General features: G+C 67.4%; 13 protein-coding genes. 6 read left to right on the top strand and 7 right to left on the bottom strand.

The window, feature by feature from the left end; translation table 11 throughout:
• Window position 1: 1 nt before the first annotated feature.
• Both FHR37_RS14910 and FHR37_RS14905 read right to left on the bottom strand, forming a co-directional pair.
• Window positions 2-544: a dihydrofolate reductase family protein gene (locus tag FHR37_RS14910; protein WP_175542759.1), complete on the bottom strand. Its 543-nt coding sequence runs from the start codon at window positions 542-544 to the stop codon at window positions 2-4.
• Between the two features lie 342 nt (window positions 545-886).
• Window positions 887-1,861, bottom strand: a complete 975-nt coding sequence (locus FHR37_RS14905; RefSeq protein WP_175542758.1) for a phosphotransferase family protein — start codon at window positions 1,859-1,861, stop codon at window positions 887-889.
• Between the two features lie 511 nt (window positions 1,862-2,372).
• Here FHR37_RS14905 and FHR37_RS14900 point away from each other — a divergent pair.
• From FHR37_RS14900 to FHR37_RS14880, 5 genes are all read left to right on the top strand, one after another.
• Window positions 2,373-4,217, top strand: coding sequence for an outer membrane protein assembly factor BamB family protein (locus FHR37_RS14900; RefSeq protein WP_175542757.1), 1,845 nt, complete (start codon window positions 2,373-2,375; stop codon window positions 4,215-4,217).
• 339 nt (window positions 4,218-4,556) lie between these two features.
• The gene (locus FHR37_RS14895; RefSeq protein ID WP_092887838.1) at window positions 4,557-5,312 is read left to right on the top strand and encodes an SDR family oxidoreductase; all 756 of its coding nucleotides are present in this window, start codon (window positions 4,557-4,559) and stop codon (window positions 5,310-5,312) included.
• Between the two features lie 2 nt (window positions 5,313-5,314).
• Complete coding sequence (locus FHR37_RS14890; RefSeq protein WP_202818328.1) at window positions 5,315-5,461, top strand: hypothetical protein; 147 nt, start codon at window positions 5,315-5,317, stop codon at window positions 5,459-5,461.
• Window positions 5,462-5,509: 48 nt separating this feature from the next.
• Window positions 5,510-5,752 (top strand): hypothetical protein, encoded by a 243-nt coding sequence (locus FHR37_RS14885; protein WP_092887836.1) that lies wholly within the window; start codon window positions 5,510-5,512, stop codon window positions 5,750-5,752.
• Between the two features lie 117 nt (window positions 5,753-5,869).
• Window positions 5,870-7,777, top strand: a complete 1,908-nt coding sequence (locus tag FHR37_RS14880; RefSeq protein WP_092887834.1) for a DUF3472 domain-containing protein — start codon at window positions 5,870-5,872, stop codon at window positions 7,775-7,777.
• Between the two features lie 36 nt (window positions 7,778-7,813).
• On the opposite strand, the gene FHR37_RS14875 is transcribed toward FHR37_RS14880, so the two are convergent.
• The gene (locus tag FHR37_RS14875) at window positions 7,814-8,545 is read right to left on the bottom strand and encodes a PIG-L deacetylase family protein (protein WP_092887832.1); all 732 of its coding nucleotides are present in this window, start codon (window positions 8,543-8,545) and stop codon (window positions 7,814-7,816) included.
• 177 nt (window positions 8,546-8,722) lie between these two features.
• On the opposite strand from FHR37_RS14875, the gene FHR37_RS14870 reads away from it, so the two are divergent.
• The gene (locus tag FHR37_RS14870) at window positions 8,723-9,511 is read left to right on the top strand and encodes a TIM barrel protein (RefSeq protein ID WP_175542756.1); all 789 of its coding nucleotides are present in this window, start codon (window positions 8,723-8,725) and stop codon (window positions 9,509-9,511) included.
• Here FHR37_RS14870 and FHR37_RS31625 read toward each other — a convergent pair.
• The 4 genes from FHR37_RS31625 to FHR37_RS14850 all read right to left on the bottom strand — a co-directional run bounded on the left by FHR37_RS31625 (window position 9,508) and on the right by FHR37_RS14850 (window position 14,877).
• A complete protein-coding gene (locus FHR37_RS31625) occupies window positions 9,508-11,205 on the bottom strand; it encodes a sensor histidine kinase (RefSeq protein WP_139239138.1) in 1,698 nt (565 codons plus the stop codon). The genes FHR37_RS14870 and FHR37_RS31625 overlap by 4 nt on opposite strands.
• 44 nt (window positions 11,206-11,249) lie before the next feature.
• Complete coding sequence (gene kaiC / locus FHR37_RS14860; protein ID WP_092887826.1) at window positions 11,250-12,761, bottom strand: circadian clock protein KaiC; 1,512 nt, start codon at window positions 12,759-12,761, stop codon at window positions 11,250-11,252.
• Window positions 12,758-13,066 carry a circadian clock KaiB family protein gene (locus FHR37_RS14855; protein ID WP_092887824.1) on the bottom strand — a complete coding sequence of 103 codons (309 nt, stop codon included), beginning with the start codon at window positions 13,064-13,066 and terminating at the stop codon, window positions 12,758-12,760. Before FHR37_RS14855 ends, kaiC begins: the two co-directional genes overlap by 4 nt.
• Before the next feature lie 563 nt (window positions 13,067-13,629).
• Entirely contained in the window at window positions 13,630-14,877 is a 1,248-nt protein-coding gene (locus FHR37_RS14850; protein ID WP_237769041.1) for an MFS transporter, read from the bottom strand.
• Window positions 14,878-14,892 lie beyond the last annotated feature (15 nt).

Genomic DNA, 14,892 nt, shown 5'->3' with positions numbered 1-14,892 from the left:
GTCACTGTCCAGGTTGTGTCCCGCGAGTGTAGGTGTTCTCGACCGAGCCGTCGGGGAGCGCCCGGGTCGACGTCAAGCTCAGGTTGCGGCGGCCCGCCGGCTGGACGGAGAAGGGCACACCCCGCCCGAGGAGCAGTGGGAGAACGACCACGCCCAGCGAGTCGACCGCGTCCAGGTCCAGGAACGCGGCCAGGGTGCGCTGCCCGCCGACCAGGTGGACGTCACCGCCCAGATCGCTGTCCTGCATGGTCTTGAGCAGGTCCTCCGGGGTCGATGCCGCGACGACGTCGGAGGGAGCACCGTCGGGCAGCGGCAGCGAGGTGAGGACGAAAGCACGGTGCCCGGGCCACGGCCATTGGGGAGCACCCAGACCGGCCTCCAATGTGTTCCGCCCGATCAGTACGGCCGTACAACCCGCGATGAACTCGGGATGTCCGTGCGAGACTCCCGGGACGAACGTCGGCATCAACGCCTGGGAGGGCCAACCCTCCTCGGAGGCGATGAATCCGTCGACACTGATCCCCAGATGCGTCTTGATCCTCACGTTCAGACCTCCTCCTATGGTTATCGGCGATAACCATAGGAGGAGCGCCCACTCCGGGCAACCCCGGGCCGGGCCGCACCCCGGGCGCGTCGACCGCACCGCGATCGTGTCGGCAGGGATCGAGGTGCACGACGAGCGAGGCCTGAAAGGTCTCCCTCGAACTCGAGGCGGGCGTCAGGCGCCGGCGGCGGCGCCGGCCAGCAGGGCGAGGGCGAGAAGTGCCACCAGAAGAAGCATCACGTGCCTCACCGTCTCACGTCGACGGGGTCCATCAGGTGAACCCAGCGCGTACTCTCCGGGTCGGTGCGGACAGTAGTGATACTCCGACCACCTGACATCGCGTCAGGTCGACGACGGGTTGTCGAGGTCGCCGACGATGCGGCGGATCTGGCGGCGCGAGCGCTCGATGCAGGCATGGTCGTTCTCGTCCACGCCGATCTCCAGCGAACCCAGCGCGATGATCAGTGTGTGCAGGTCGAGCTGCCGCCGGTACGCCGTGCCGGTGGGCGCGCCGTAGCCGGCGAGAAGTGGTGACAGCTCCAGCAGCGGACCGCGAACCCGGAGCACGGCCAGGTCGTGGACCGGTGGGCCCGGCTTCCAGTCACCGAAGTCGATGATCCCGCTGACGCGCACAGCCGCGCCATCGGCGTCGTCGCCGGACACGAAGATGTGCTTGGGGCCGAGGTCCCCATGGCACAGCACCCATCGCTCGCAGGGGTGGTCACGGACGTATCCCTGCAGCAGGCCAAGCATTCGGTCGAACTCGGGTGCCGAGAACCCGCCGGCAAGGATCCTGTCCCGGTTCGCCTGTCGGTTCGCCAGGTCGGCCGACATCGCCGTCGGCCAGTCGAGTGGGTGCTCGACGTCGATCCCGTTGATCCGGGCGATCAGTTCGCCGATCTCGGTGAGTACGTCGTGGCGTTGTCGCCGCGAGAGACCATCGATCACGTCGCCCAGCGGACGGCCGGGCACGGTTCGCTGCACCATGACGGGGAGCTCGGCGCCGTCGATCCGTACCGTGTCGAGCAGCAGGATCTCCGGGACGGGCACGCCGGCGGCGCGAGCACCTTCGATCGCCCGGGCCTCGCCTTGGGAGGCGGCGGGGGAAGGGGCGTCGTCGAACCGCGGGATCCGGATCACCACGTCCTGCGCGTCCGCGCACCGGACCCGGTAGACCTCGTTGGAGTAGCCCTCCACGATCCTTTCGATCCGGTCGATCTCGGATCCGACCGCGCGGCGTACGACGTCGGCCAGCACCGGGCGTGGCGTACTCACCTGAGCGTGCTGCCACTCCAGATACGAGCCGAGCGGTGACATGCCGGCCATTCCAACAGGCCTGCGCCCTTGGATCAAAGCGTTTTCACGCGGACACGAAGCCCTATCTAGATGGTAGGAAAACCTGGCCAGGTCTGATGCATCAACCCGCCGCGCAACCTTCGTCTCCTGCCCGTACCGCCGAAATTTTCCGTCCTCCCGCGAATCGGCTGTTTTCGAAACGGCGACGGCCTTTACGTTGACCGATGAATCGACGTTTCGACGGGAGAGCCGTTCCCGACGCGGCAGAGAGGCCGACATCATGCGGGGCCAGAGCCGATCTCAGGTACGCCGGCTGGCGTGTTCTCTGGTCGCCATCGTGGCGGTCGCAGCTGTACTGCCCGGCGACGCTCAGGCGACAACTCGTGCGGCTCGAGACGACAACGTCGCAGGTGTGCCGGCTGACGGAAGCGGCCGCTCGGCACGACCCGCGGGCAGCCCCTCGGCCACCGAGTCAGACTGCACGGGTCCGGGCGTACAGACCTTCGGACCGGCAACGATGTCGGACGCCATCGTGGGTGCGACTGTCCTTGGCAGCAACGCCTACGTCGTCACCCGCGGCGTGGTGCCGGCTCGACTTGCTGTGATCGACATGTCCACACGCACGGTCGCCACCACGGCAACTCTGCCCACCGGCGAAGGCGGATGGGCGACCACGGTGTCGGGGGGTCTGGTGTACGTCGGCATGTATGCCGTGCCAGACCTCTACAGGTACGACCCCGCCACCGGCAGGGTGACGTTGATCGGCCGTCTCGGGGGCACCAGTGGATACATCTGGGCGCTGACCACCGCACCCGACGGCACCGTCTACGCGGCGACGTATCCGGACGGCGGGATCTGGGAAGTCAAGCCTTCGACCGGCGCCTTCCGGCGTATCGCGCGGCCGGTGCCCGGCGCGCAGTATGCGCGTTACATCGCGGCCGACGCCGCCAACGTGTACGCCTCGGTGTACAGCCCGGGCCGACTCGTCTCGGTGAACCGAACCTCCGGTGCCGTGCGCAACCTCAGCCCGTTCGGCGACCAGCCCTTCGGGCCGGTCGTCGTCGACGGCGACCGGCTGGTCACGACCTTCGGCAGGCAACTGGTCACCATGAAGAAGAACGGCTCGAACCTCCGTACGACCGAGCTGCCGACGAACGAGGCGCTCATCGACGCGATAGCCGTCGCCCCGGACGGAACCATCTACTCGACGACCCGCCGCTCCGGCTCGGTGTACCGCTACCGCTCCGGCGATGCCGGACTCACGCTTCTCGCCACGCCGTCGCCCAACGACGAGACCCGTGGGCTGTTCCTACTGCCCGATGGCCGGCTGTTCGGGGCGGCGGGCAGCGGAGGCGTCTGGTGGGTCACGCCGTCGACGCGCACATTCACGTTCACCGACCTGGTGAGCGCCGGCCTGACACCCGGGCCCGACCGGCCGCAGTCGATCGCGTACGACCAGGACGGACAGGTGTTCGTGGGCGGCCACTGGGCGATCGACACGTACAAGCCGGCGACCGGCGAGCGAACCCGCGTGCGCGTGCCCGGCGAGGTCAAGGCCATGTTGGTGCTCGACCATCTGGTCTATGCCGCGTTGTACCCAAGCACCCAGTTGATCGTGTTCGATCCGGCCACCCAGGAGGTACGCACGCTCGCGACGATCCAGACCGGCCAGGAACGTCCGTGGAACATGGACTACGACCCGCAGACGGGGCTCATCGCGGTGGCGACCGCGCCCGGCACCGGTAACCTCACCGGCGCCCTCGCGCTTTACAGTCCGAGCAGCGGCAAGCTCGATGTCTATCCGGGCATCATGAGCGGCGAGTCGGTTCTGTCCGTCGACACGGAGAACGGAATCGCCTACCTCGGCGGCGACGTGATCGGCGGGGGGGATGTGACACCGGTGCAGTCCAGCGCCTCCGTCCTCGCCTTCGACCTCACGACCCGCCGGACACTGTGGCAGGTCCGGCCGCTGGCGGGTCAGCGCACCATCCAGGACCTGACCATCGCGAACGGCGACGCGTACGTGGTGGACAAGAGGGATGCGGGAGTGTGGTTCCGCATGAGCCTCACCACCCTTTCGGTGGTCCAGCAGGGCAATGTCGGCAGCTACGGCGAAACGCTTCTGCACCAGGGACAGGTCTTCACCAGCGTCTTCATCGGCGACGTCTTCCAGCTGGGTCCCGACCTCGCCCAGCAGAAGCTGGTGGCCAGCGGGCTCGGCGACCAGTGGCTGACCGATCCGCAGCTGGCACCGGAGACCGGCTGGTTCGCCTGGGGAGCTCAGGGCCGCGACCTGGCCCGGATTCGCATCGATCCCGCATGTGGCGTGACGGCGGCGCCCCGGAAGAGCCGGCCGCGCTTCGACCTCGACCTCTAGGGGTGTCCTGGGAGCTCGCGGACGAACGCGAACGCCACCCGAGCACACGTCAAGTTCGCCTTGACGAACGTGAGGCGAACGCTGCTCGGTAACAGCGTTCGAACTCGCAGTCGCAGGACACTCGCACTCCTTGACCATGCGATGCGCGCAGGTGTTGAGTGAGTCGAGAGGTGTCGGTGGAGCAGTACCCATGGGGACCCCACCGGTGGCCGAACACAGGAGGTTTCGCCACAACCTCGGCGAACCTCGCGCCGGCTGTCACCCCTTCGGACGGTTGTCCCGTCCCAGCTCGTGACCGGCCGGTCCGCACATGCCCCGGCAGTCGAGGGTGGGTTCGAAATGAAGACAGTCGTCATCGGAGGAACCGGCCTGATCGGGTCGAAGCTCATGTCGTATCTCGGTGAGCACGGACACGAGGCGGTGGCCGCGGCGCCGAACACGGGAGTCGACACCCTCACCGGTGTCGGACTGGCGGAGGTGCTGACGGGCGCACAAGTTGTCGTTGACGTCTCGAACTCGCCATCGTTCGAACGCTCTGCTGTCATGGAGTTCTTCGAGACCTCCACCCGCAACCTGCTCGCCGCCGAGGCGTCAGCGGGGGTGGGTCACCACGTGGCGCTGTCGGTGGTGGGTACGGAACGTATGCCCGACAACGGCTACTTCGCGGCGAAGATCGCCCAGGAGCAGCTGATCGAGAAGTCGGGCATCCCGTACTCCCTCGTCCACGCGACCCAGTTCTTCGAGTTCGCCAGGGGCATCGCCGACGAGGCCACCGACGGAAACGCCGTGCGGATCGCGCCCGTGCGCTTCCAGCCGATGGCAGGCGACGACGTGGCCCGTGTGGTCGGACGGGTCGCGGTGGGTGAGCCGTTGAACGGGCGGATCGAGACCGGCGGACCGGAGCAGTTCCGGATGGACGAGTTCTTCCGCGAGGCGCTGGCCGCCTGGCACGACCCGCGCCACGTGGTGACCGACCCGAAGGCGACGTACTTCGGGACCGTGCCAGGGGAGCGGACTCTCGTACCCGGTAACGGCGCCACGCTCGCAACGACCCGCTACCGCGACTGGCTCGCCCACAACCTGACCCGGAGGTAGTCATGCCCGACGTTCACACCAGGCCGAGGTCCGACCCGGTCCGGTTCCTCGTCACCATGCTGTGCGAGCCGGGCAAGCCGATGTTGACACTCGTGGAGGACGAGGAACTCACCCGGCGCGAACACCTGAGGGCACCACGTCCGTCCTGAGATCGCAGTGCTCGCTCGCCCGCCCCCGCTGCTGACATAGGAGAAACCATGGGCACCTCCGACGGGGACGACGGACAACACCTGCACGAGCTGGAACTCGAGATCGAGGAGGAGGTGGCCGAGGCGGTGGCCAGCCACCCTGAGGAGGTGGCCGGCCTACCGGTCACGGACTGGCTGTTCGATCCCACGGACGTCGAACGCGAGGAGATCAGCCTGCGCGGGTTGCTCGACGCGGTCCAGGTGCTGGAGGAGTACGAGGAGCACCCACCGCCCGACGGCCCCGGCACCTGAATCCCGCAGGCGGGTGCCGACCGGCGCGTCCTCCGCTCGGCCGATCCTGGACCGCGGATTGACGCGCGCGCCCGCTCCTTGGTTGGGTCGGTGATCATCCCGACACGAGGAGTTCGGATGCCTGGAGTAGGTCGTCTGGCCCGTCTTGGTGTCGCCGCCGGCCTGGCTGTCGGTGTCGTGGCGGCCGGCCTTGCCGGGAGTGGTCCGGCCGCGGCGTCGCGCGGCGACTCACTCGACGCCATCCGCAACAACGTCTCGATCACCGACGCCGGCACCCATCAGCGCGGTCAACTCGACAGTGCGGGCAGTTCGTTCCGCGCCTCGGCGATAGCCGCTGCGGGGTACGGTCCCGGCGCGGACGTCGATGTGGACGGCCTCGACTTCACCATGCCTGACGTCGCTGCGGGCGAGCCCGACAACTTCACCCCGAGCCCGGCGGAAACGACGATCGGCGTGTCCGGCAGCGGCAACGCGATCGCCTTCCTCGGCACCGCGGGTGGCTTCTCCGGCCTCGACCTCACGGTGCACTACACCGACCGGTCCAGCAAGCGGCTGTGGGTCGGGATGCCCGCCTACACCAAATCCGCCGCCGACCCTCTCCACCTGTCGACGATCGCGACCACCGTCGCCGGCCGCAACACCGCCGCGGCGCCCGATGTGGATCTCGGAACCGACTACGCGGTCTTCATGGTCGGCGTGAACATCGACCCGTCCAAGACGGTGCGCAGCCTCACCATGGCGAGCATCGGTTCGGTCCATCTGTACGACCTGCGGGTCGTCACCGTCGGCAAGCCGTTCGCGGTCGACTCCGTGCTGGGCCGGACCCCGCAGCCGGAGGACGACGGTGTGCCGTGCGATCCGCGGGTCGAGGGGAAGGAGGCATGCGGACCCTTCAACTACTGGGAGAACGCCGATCCCTCGACGCACCTGCGCTACTTCCCGGCCTCCGGGGTGGTGCCCGAGGGAGCCACCGCCTTCTACAACGAGATCACCGTGCAGTCGTCGGTTCCCTCGACGTACTTCATGACCAACGGCTACAGCGGCGGCTACTACGGCATCCAGCAACTCGACGACGGCAGCAAAATCGCGATCTTCTCGATCTTCGGCCCCAACCGGGGCACGGTTCCCGACGACAGGCTGACCTCGAAGGTGCTGTACCGGATCGGCCACGGCGACTTCGTCATCCATGGTGAGTACGCGGGCGGGCCGAGCATCCGGATCCCGTTCGACTGGAAGGTCGGCAGGACGTACGCGACCATGATCACCAACCAGCCGGACGCGACGCGGGGCAACCACGCGCAGATCGTGACCGCGTGGCTGAACACCGAACCGATCGGCCGGCGTCCGAACTGGCTCAAGCTGATGACGGTCAGGACCGAACGCCCGTCCGCGACACCGCTCCAGCTGACCGGGTTGTACTCCTTCCTCGAGGACTTCCTCCGCGACGGGTCCTTCACCGAAGGACGGGTTCGGCAGGCCGCGTACAGCAACGCGGCGATCTACCACGCCGGCAACGGATGGCGGCCGCTGAACCGGATCGGCTTCACCGGCCAGCTCTCGGGCAAGTACACGATCCAGAACGACGCCTACCCGACGCCGGGCGAGACCTGCGCGATCACCGAGAAGATCACCGGCGGCGACATTCCGTTCGCCGACGTACGCAGTGGATACGGCACGATCTGGGACACCTCCAGGTGCGACCGCCCCCGGCGGTTGCCGGCAGACACCCTTGCCCCGTTGGGAGTCGGTGCGCCGATCCAGCAGGCGACGACGTTCCTCGACGTCGAGGCCTCCGCGAGCGGTGACCAGCTTTCGGTGTCGACCGAGTTGCTGGCCGACGACGAACCGGTGCGGGTGAGTGTGGACGGAAAAACGGTCTCGGCTGCCGATCTGGCCGCGTCTCCGACCGGCACTCTCGACGTCCGGATAGCACTGCCCGGCCCGTTGGCGCCGGGTGAGCACACCGTCGAGGTGAGCGGCCGGAGCAGCAACCTGACCGGCAGCACCACCGTCATCGTCAAGTGATCCTTGCCGTGCCCAACGTCGTAGGGCCCAGCCACCTCAGATGGTCACGGCCCGGAAGCTCTCGGCGAACTCGGCGCCGATCATCTCACCCGCGGCCCGCATCGCCTTCTGCATCGGGGACCAGCCTGAGCTGTCGAACGTCCAAGCCGGCCGCCCCGGGCGTTCGCCGTACTGGCTGACATGGCACTGGAACGCGCGCACCTTCTGCTCGACGACATCGGTGGTGTCGATGTACCGGTTGGCATCTCCGACGGCCGGGATCCAGATGTCGCTCACCCGGTGTGGCGTCAGCCCTTCGTCGGCCAGCTCCGGATACATCCGCGGCGTGCCGGCCTCCGGGAAGGCGGCCACCATGGTCGCCTCGCCGACGTTCATGTGCTCGCGGTGCGAGATCTCGATCGGGAGGTCGAGGGCGCGCCGCGGATCCAGGGTGAGGATCAGTTGCGGCCGATGGCGGCGGATCTGCCGGACGATGTCCCGCCGAAGCTCCGGTGTCACTTCGAGGCTGCCGTTGGGGTAGCCGAGGAACGCCACCTCCTTCACGCCGAGAACCTTCGCGGCGGCGCGTTGCTCCTCTGCGCGCACCTGGGCCACGTCGTCCTCGGTCAGGTCCGGATCAGAGCCGCTCTTACGGCCGTCGGTGCAGCACACGTAGGTGACCTCGGCGCCACGGTTGGTGAGCAGCGCGACCGTGCCGCCGAACAGGTACTCCGCGTCGTCTGGGTGCGCGTAGACGGCCAGTACCCGTTCGAAGTCCTTGAAGTACATCGATCTCCTCCTCGTAGAGGCTGCGGGGCGCGGTCCCCTCCAGTGCGTCTACACCGTCGGCACGTCGATGTCGAGCTTGTGCGTCCTCGGCGTGCACGTGGACACTCGCCCTGACGCCCCCGCCCAGTACCTCGTCCGGTGCATCGACCGGTACCCACTCGCCTCCGAGGAGAAGAAGTGACCTTCGAGCTGTCGCCCAACCTGACGTGGTTGTTCACCGAGGCCGGGCCCTCGCCCGCGGACCGGGTCCGGGCCGCCGCCTCGGCCGGGTTCCGATTCGTCGACACGTGGCCGCTGCCCACCGCCGACCAGGCAGCCGACTACGCCGCGGCTCTTCGTGAGACCGGCGTGACGATCATGGTCGTGACCGCACCGGTCGGGGAGCCGGGCGACACGGCTCAGCTCGAACCGAACCTCGCCGCGCTCGCCGACGCTCTGCCGGTCGCGCAGCGGATCGGCGTACGGCACTTCGTGGTGACCGGTGGAACGATCCTCGATGGCGTCGAACCCCGGGAGCAGCGGGCCACGCTCGTGGAGTTTCTGAGGCGGGCGGCGGACATCGTGGCGGGCTCCGGCGTCGGCATCGTGCTGGAGAACCTCAATTCCCGCGTCGACCACCCCGGCTGTTTCCTCGACTCGACGCCGGAGACGGTCGCGATCGTCCGCGAGGTCGGACGACCCGAGGTCGCGGTGCTCTACGACGCCTACCACTCACTCGTCATGGGCGAGGACGTCAGGACGGTCCTCACCGACGCCGTGGACCTCGTGCGGCACGTCCAGGTCGCGGACGTGCCGGGGCGGCACGAAGCCGGAACGGGAACGCTGGACTGGGCGAAGCTGCTCGACGACCTCGAGGCGTCCGGCTACGTCGGTCCGCTCGGCCTGGAGTACCAGCCGACCGTGGAGTCCGTCGCGTCGACCGAGATACTCCGCCGCGTGATCGAGGAGCGTCAGAGACCGCGTTAGGCTCGAGCGGCTGCGCCAACCGTGCCTGAGCCGGTGGGGATGGTCCAGTTGAGGATGTTGTGGCGCCCGTCTGTTCGGCATGTGCATGTGCCGCCGAGGCGGTTGGCGCGGGCCCGCAGCTCCGCAGGGCAGGTCGCGCGGTCCGGGCCGCGAGTTTGGGCGTCGTCGGTCACCTGGAGATTGAGGTGGGTTGCCGATGCGCGGACAACCACCTCGACACTCCGAGGCGAGAAGGGGGCCGCACTTGCCAAGCTTTCGCGGACGGCGTTGGTCAGTTCGACTCCCAGTCTTGGGGAGATGTTGCAGAGGGACCCCTGGATGACCAGGCGTGGCACGAACCCGAGAAAGGTCAGGGAGGAGTCGAGTTCGTGGAGTAGAGAGTCGGACACCGACGGCTGCGGCTCGTCGCCGGTGGGGGAGGGATGTGGGTCCGGAACGTCGATGCCGAAGATCGTCGCGCGCAGTTGTTGGAGGGAGTCGTCGAGCTGGCCGACTTCGTGGGTGAGGCGTTGGCGGAGTTCGCTGTCGGTGGAGCGTCCCTCGATGCTGTGCAGCTGTGTACTGATGGCGAGCATGCGTTCCATCGCTACGTTACAGAGCTTGCCGGCAAGCTGTTCGCGGTCTTCGGTCAGGCGGTCCTGGACACCGAGTCTTTGCTGTTCGACGCGTTGGAGGACGGGAGTGATCTGCTCGGCAAAGATGCTGACGAGGGTTTTTTCGGCTTTGGCGCATTCCGCCAGCGGGGCGTCCTGGCGCCATCCGGAGAACAACACCCCGACGATGTGGTCGCGGGTGACAAGGGGAATGAACATTGCGGTGCCGATGGGGGCGGTTTCGGCCGCCCAGTCAAGAAGCAGGTCCGCCCCAGGTTCGAGAACGGCGTCGTCGACGATCACCGGACGGCCCCGCTGCAACGCCTCACCCACCATGCCTCTGCGCGGGAGACGGATGTGGACGGCGCACATCCGGGACCACTCGAGGATTCCCTGCAGCGCCCCGTCGGGGTCTGCGGGGTCGGTCAGGGCGATCGCGGTGCAGTCGGCGCCGGCGAGATCGCGCAGACGCTGCGTCACCAACCGCATGGCTCGATCGAGGTCAACTTCTCCGAGCAGGAGTTTGGCGACTTCTGTGGCGATGTCGGGCCAGCCGTGACGTCGACGTTGGCTGTCGTGTAGTTCGACGTTCTCGATAGCGCTGTACGTGGCGCTGACAAGGGTGGCCACGGTGTGTTCGTCGCCGGTGGTGAACTGTGGCTCCTGCTCCTCGGATACGACGCAGAGATAACCCTGGAGGTCAGGCCCTTTGCGGATCGGCACCACGAGGAGACCATGGGCTCGCGGAAGATGCCGGCGAAGAGTTCGATGGGCTGCCGGGTATCGGGACAGGTCGTTGAGACGGACCGGATCCTTCGTGTCGCGGGTGAGGTCGTGCAACTGCCTTATCAGGGGATCCCAACCGATATCGGGACTGGTCCGAAAGCCACTGGTGATGGTTTTTGGGACGACTCCTCCGATATGAAGCATCAACAGGCCGCAGCGACGGCCGCCGAGGCGACATGCCGCCTCGACGATGCCTTCCAGAACCGGATCGGGCTTTCCCGCCGGGTGCCGTGATTCGGAGGATTGCCCCGACGACTGGGACGGCCAGGGGTTGTCAGGTGACACGACCGAATCGTGGCTCTTGGTGTCAGCCACTCGACCATGCTACGCGGGCCAGCGGGTAACTCCGGGGCAGTGGGTCACAGCCCTCCGATGGGAGGCCCTGAAGAAATAGGCCACTGCGGGTTCTCCGGGAGGCTTACACCTCCACCAGGGAGGCTCGGAAGCCGGTCGCCGATGTGCATACCCTGCTCGTCGATGCTGATCTTTCTGATCGCGTGGTCATGAGTGGATCCTCGAGTCTGCACCACGGCGATGGCGCGTTGAATCTCCCGCTCGGGAGTTTCGACATATCGGTAGAGGATCGTGGCGTCGGTGAAGCTAGCGATCTCGACAGATATAGGTGGGCCCGCGCGGCCGGTCGTCGCGCTGGGGGCAGACGTCAGTAGCGCGGTGGTCTCACCCTGACGCAAGAGGGATCCGAGCGAGATGACGAAATCGAGTAGCGCGCGCGGCGAGCCGATTCGCTCCAGCGCGGAGAGAGTATCGAGAGCAAGGCGATGTGGACGGAACTGTCGCATTACTGCCCACAACCGCATGAAGTGATCCTCCATTGCGGCGGTCTCGGGGTATTCGCTGTTGACCCGCAGGAGCCCGGATGCCTCCATCTCGTTCAGGTCGAGTCCCCAGCCACTGGCGTTCCGGTTGAGTTGCTCCCGGGTCTCGTCGAAGGTGTAGAGGAGGCAACGTTCGCCGGCGCGGACCCCCTCGGCGATGAACTGGAGGCTGGTAAGGGTCTTTCCTGTCCCGGTGGGGCCGGTGATGAGAACGATCGCGTCCCGGAAGAAGCCGCCGCCACACATTGCGTCCAGTCCCGGTATCCCGGAACTGACCCGTTCGCTGGATGCCGCGGGCCGGTGGACTATGTAAGCCATCGGGATGACGACCAGGCCGCGTTCGGGATCGATGGTGAAGAGCCACTCACCGCTGCGGTGTTGTGCTCCGCGGAGCTTCACGATCTCGACCGTGCGGCGACGCCTCTGCTCTGCCAGGTAGTTCCGCAGGATGATCACGTTGTCGACCACGAACTCCTCGACATTGTGCCGAGATACGCCGTCGTATTCGGAGTTTCGTTCGGTCGTGACCACCGTGGTGACGCCAAGTTGCTCCATGCCGGCAACAATCCGGAACAACTCATAACGGACGACGCCACCCAGTGGGAATCTGCTGAAGACCGCCCCAATGGAGTCGATCGATACCCGTTTGGCATTGATCCGGCGCGCGGCAGCACTAATCTGGGCAAGGAGTCCGCCGAAGTCGTACTCTCCGATCGTCGGCGCTTCGTCGGCCACCTTGGCCGACGCGTCGACGAAAGCCCACTTTCCCGCTGCTTCCCATTCTTCGATCGCGAAGCCGAGGGAGGCGGCGTTGCGGCGGATGTCATCAGCGGTCTCCTCGAACGTGACGAACACCCCATGATCGCCGAAGTCGAGGATGCCGCGGGCGAGGAACTCGATGGAGAACAGGGTTTTGCCGCTACCGGTGGTCCCGGAGACCAGACAGCATCGGCCTGCGGGTAAACCGCCCACGGCGACCTCGTCGAAACCACTGATACCGGTCGGCACTCGTTCAAGGGCAACGAAATTCGTCATATCTTCGTGTTCTCCTCTGCGCGCCCGTCAGCGTCGGGAAGGCCAAGGGCGAACGCTGCCCGCTGATGGTCGGACAGGACACCTATGACCCGCCGCTGCGGCGGCGGGTCAGTTCTGATCACCGTCGGAGTCATCAGGATCCGTTCTTCCTGTGCCATCTCGGGCCGTTTCTCCAGATCGATCAGCTCCACCGCATACCGCCCGGGCACGCGCGACTCACACAAGGTTCGCAGGTTCCACAGAGCAGTCTCGGCCCGCTCGGCGAACTGTCCGGCGACGTACAACCTGAAGGTGTAAGTCGTCATGAGGAGGCGACCGTCCAAGCAGTGCCCGCTCTGAGGGAGGACCGAAAATGGCGCCGCGGCGACATGTCTGGTGGACGTTCCCTGCGAGTGGTCACTTCTCGAGGGTCACCCGCGTCGGCCCACGCCGCCTCAACCAGGGGTCCTGTCCTTGCCCTACTCTTTGTCGCGGCCCTGTGTTGTTCTCGCAGAACGCGCAACGCGGCCATTTCGGCAGCATTCGACGCTTTCCTCCCGCGGACCAGGCAAAGGATTACGCCGCGGCTCTTCGTGGGACGGGCGTGACGATCGTCGTCGTCACGGCACCGATCGAAGAGCCGGGCACCGCGGCTCACCTCGAGCAGAACCTCGCCGCACCCGCCGACGCTCACCGGAGACGGTCGCGATCGTCCGCGAGGTCGGACGCCCCGAGGTCGCGGTGCTCTACGACGCCTACCACTCACTCGTCATGGGCGAGGACGTCAGGACGGTTCTCGACGGCGCGGTGGACCTCGTGAAGCACGTACCGGATGCCTCGAGGTGGTCGAGTCCTTCACCTGTGAGGTCGTTGGGACGTTCGCGCGGTATCACCCTCTCGCCGGCTGGTCCGCTGGTGCGACCGTGGCGACTCGTCGGCGCACCATCGTCGCGGTGAACGCGGCTGCGGCCGCTGCGGTGACGGCCAGCAGGATGTAGCCCCACGAGTAGTCCGCCATGAGCCCGTAGACCGTGCCCATGACCAGCGGCGGGAAGAAGCCGCCGAGCCCGCCGGCGGCTCCGACCAGCCCGGTGACGGTGCCCACCTCCTGTGCCGGGACCAGCGCGGCGACCAGGGCGAAGACCGCGCCGGACCCCGCGCCGAGGGCGGCGGCCATGCCGAGGAAGGCAGCCGTTCCGACGGGCACGAGCGGCGGCCTCGTGGCGGCGACGACCGCGAGCAGCGCGATGACGACGTAGCAGCACAGGAGTACGGGAACGGCACCCACGCGGTCGGCAAGCAGGCCCCCGACCGGGCGCATCAGCACGGCCAGCACGACGAACCCGGCGGTCCGCAGACCGGCGTCGGATCTGTCCAGGCCGTAGGCCGTGGTGAGGTAGGTGGGCAGGTAGACGCTGAACGCGACGAAACCGCCGAACGCCACCGCGTAGAGGAAGGCGAGTTGCCAGGTGACGCCGTGACGCAGGCCGGCGCCGATCCGTGCGAGGAGTGGTGCGGTCGCCGCCGGCCGGGTGGGGTTGTCACGCAGCAGCAGGTGGGCGGTCACCGCGTACACCGCCAGCAGAATCGCCACCAGCGTGAACGGAAAGCTCTGGCCGAGCGCATCCGTGAGCGGGATCGTGGTGAACGACGCCAGGGCTGTGCCGCCGGTGCCCATCCCGAAGACGCCGATGGCGAAGCCGCGCCGCTGCGCCGGAAACCACGCGTTGACGAACGGCACCCCGATCGCGAAGGTCGTTCCGCCGAGGCCAAGGAAGAACCCGCCGATCAGCACCTCGGCCAGCGAGTCGGCCAGGAAGCCGAGGTAGAGGACGGGAAGGATCGTCAGCGCGGTCACCGCGGGAAACATCCGGCGGGCGCCGAAGCGATCGGTGAGCGCGCCGACCGGGATCCGGCCCAGCGAGCCCACGACGACCGGGACCGCGACGACGAGGGACTGCTGGAACGCCGTGAGCGAGAGTTGCTCGCGAAGGGTCGCACCGAGGGGGGCGAGCAACGCCCAGGCCCAGAACGCCACGGCGAACCCCACGGTCGCGAGTGCGAGCATCCCGGTGGCCGGTGGCGCGATGTCGTCCGCCGGCCGGGTGGGCGGCTGCGCGGATTTGCGGCGCGTCACCGGTGTCCTCCCTGC

The sequence above is a fragment of the Actinopolymorpha cephalotaxi genome (genome assembly GCF_013408535.1).
In the GTDB taxonomy this organism is placed as follows: Bacteria; Actinomycetota; Actinomycetes; order Propionibacteriales; family Actinopolymorphaceae; genus Actinopolymorpha; species Actinopolymorpha cephalotaxi.
This window is presented reverse-complemented; position numbering and strand designations above follow the sequence as displayed.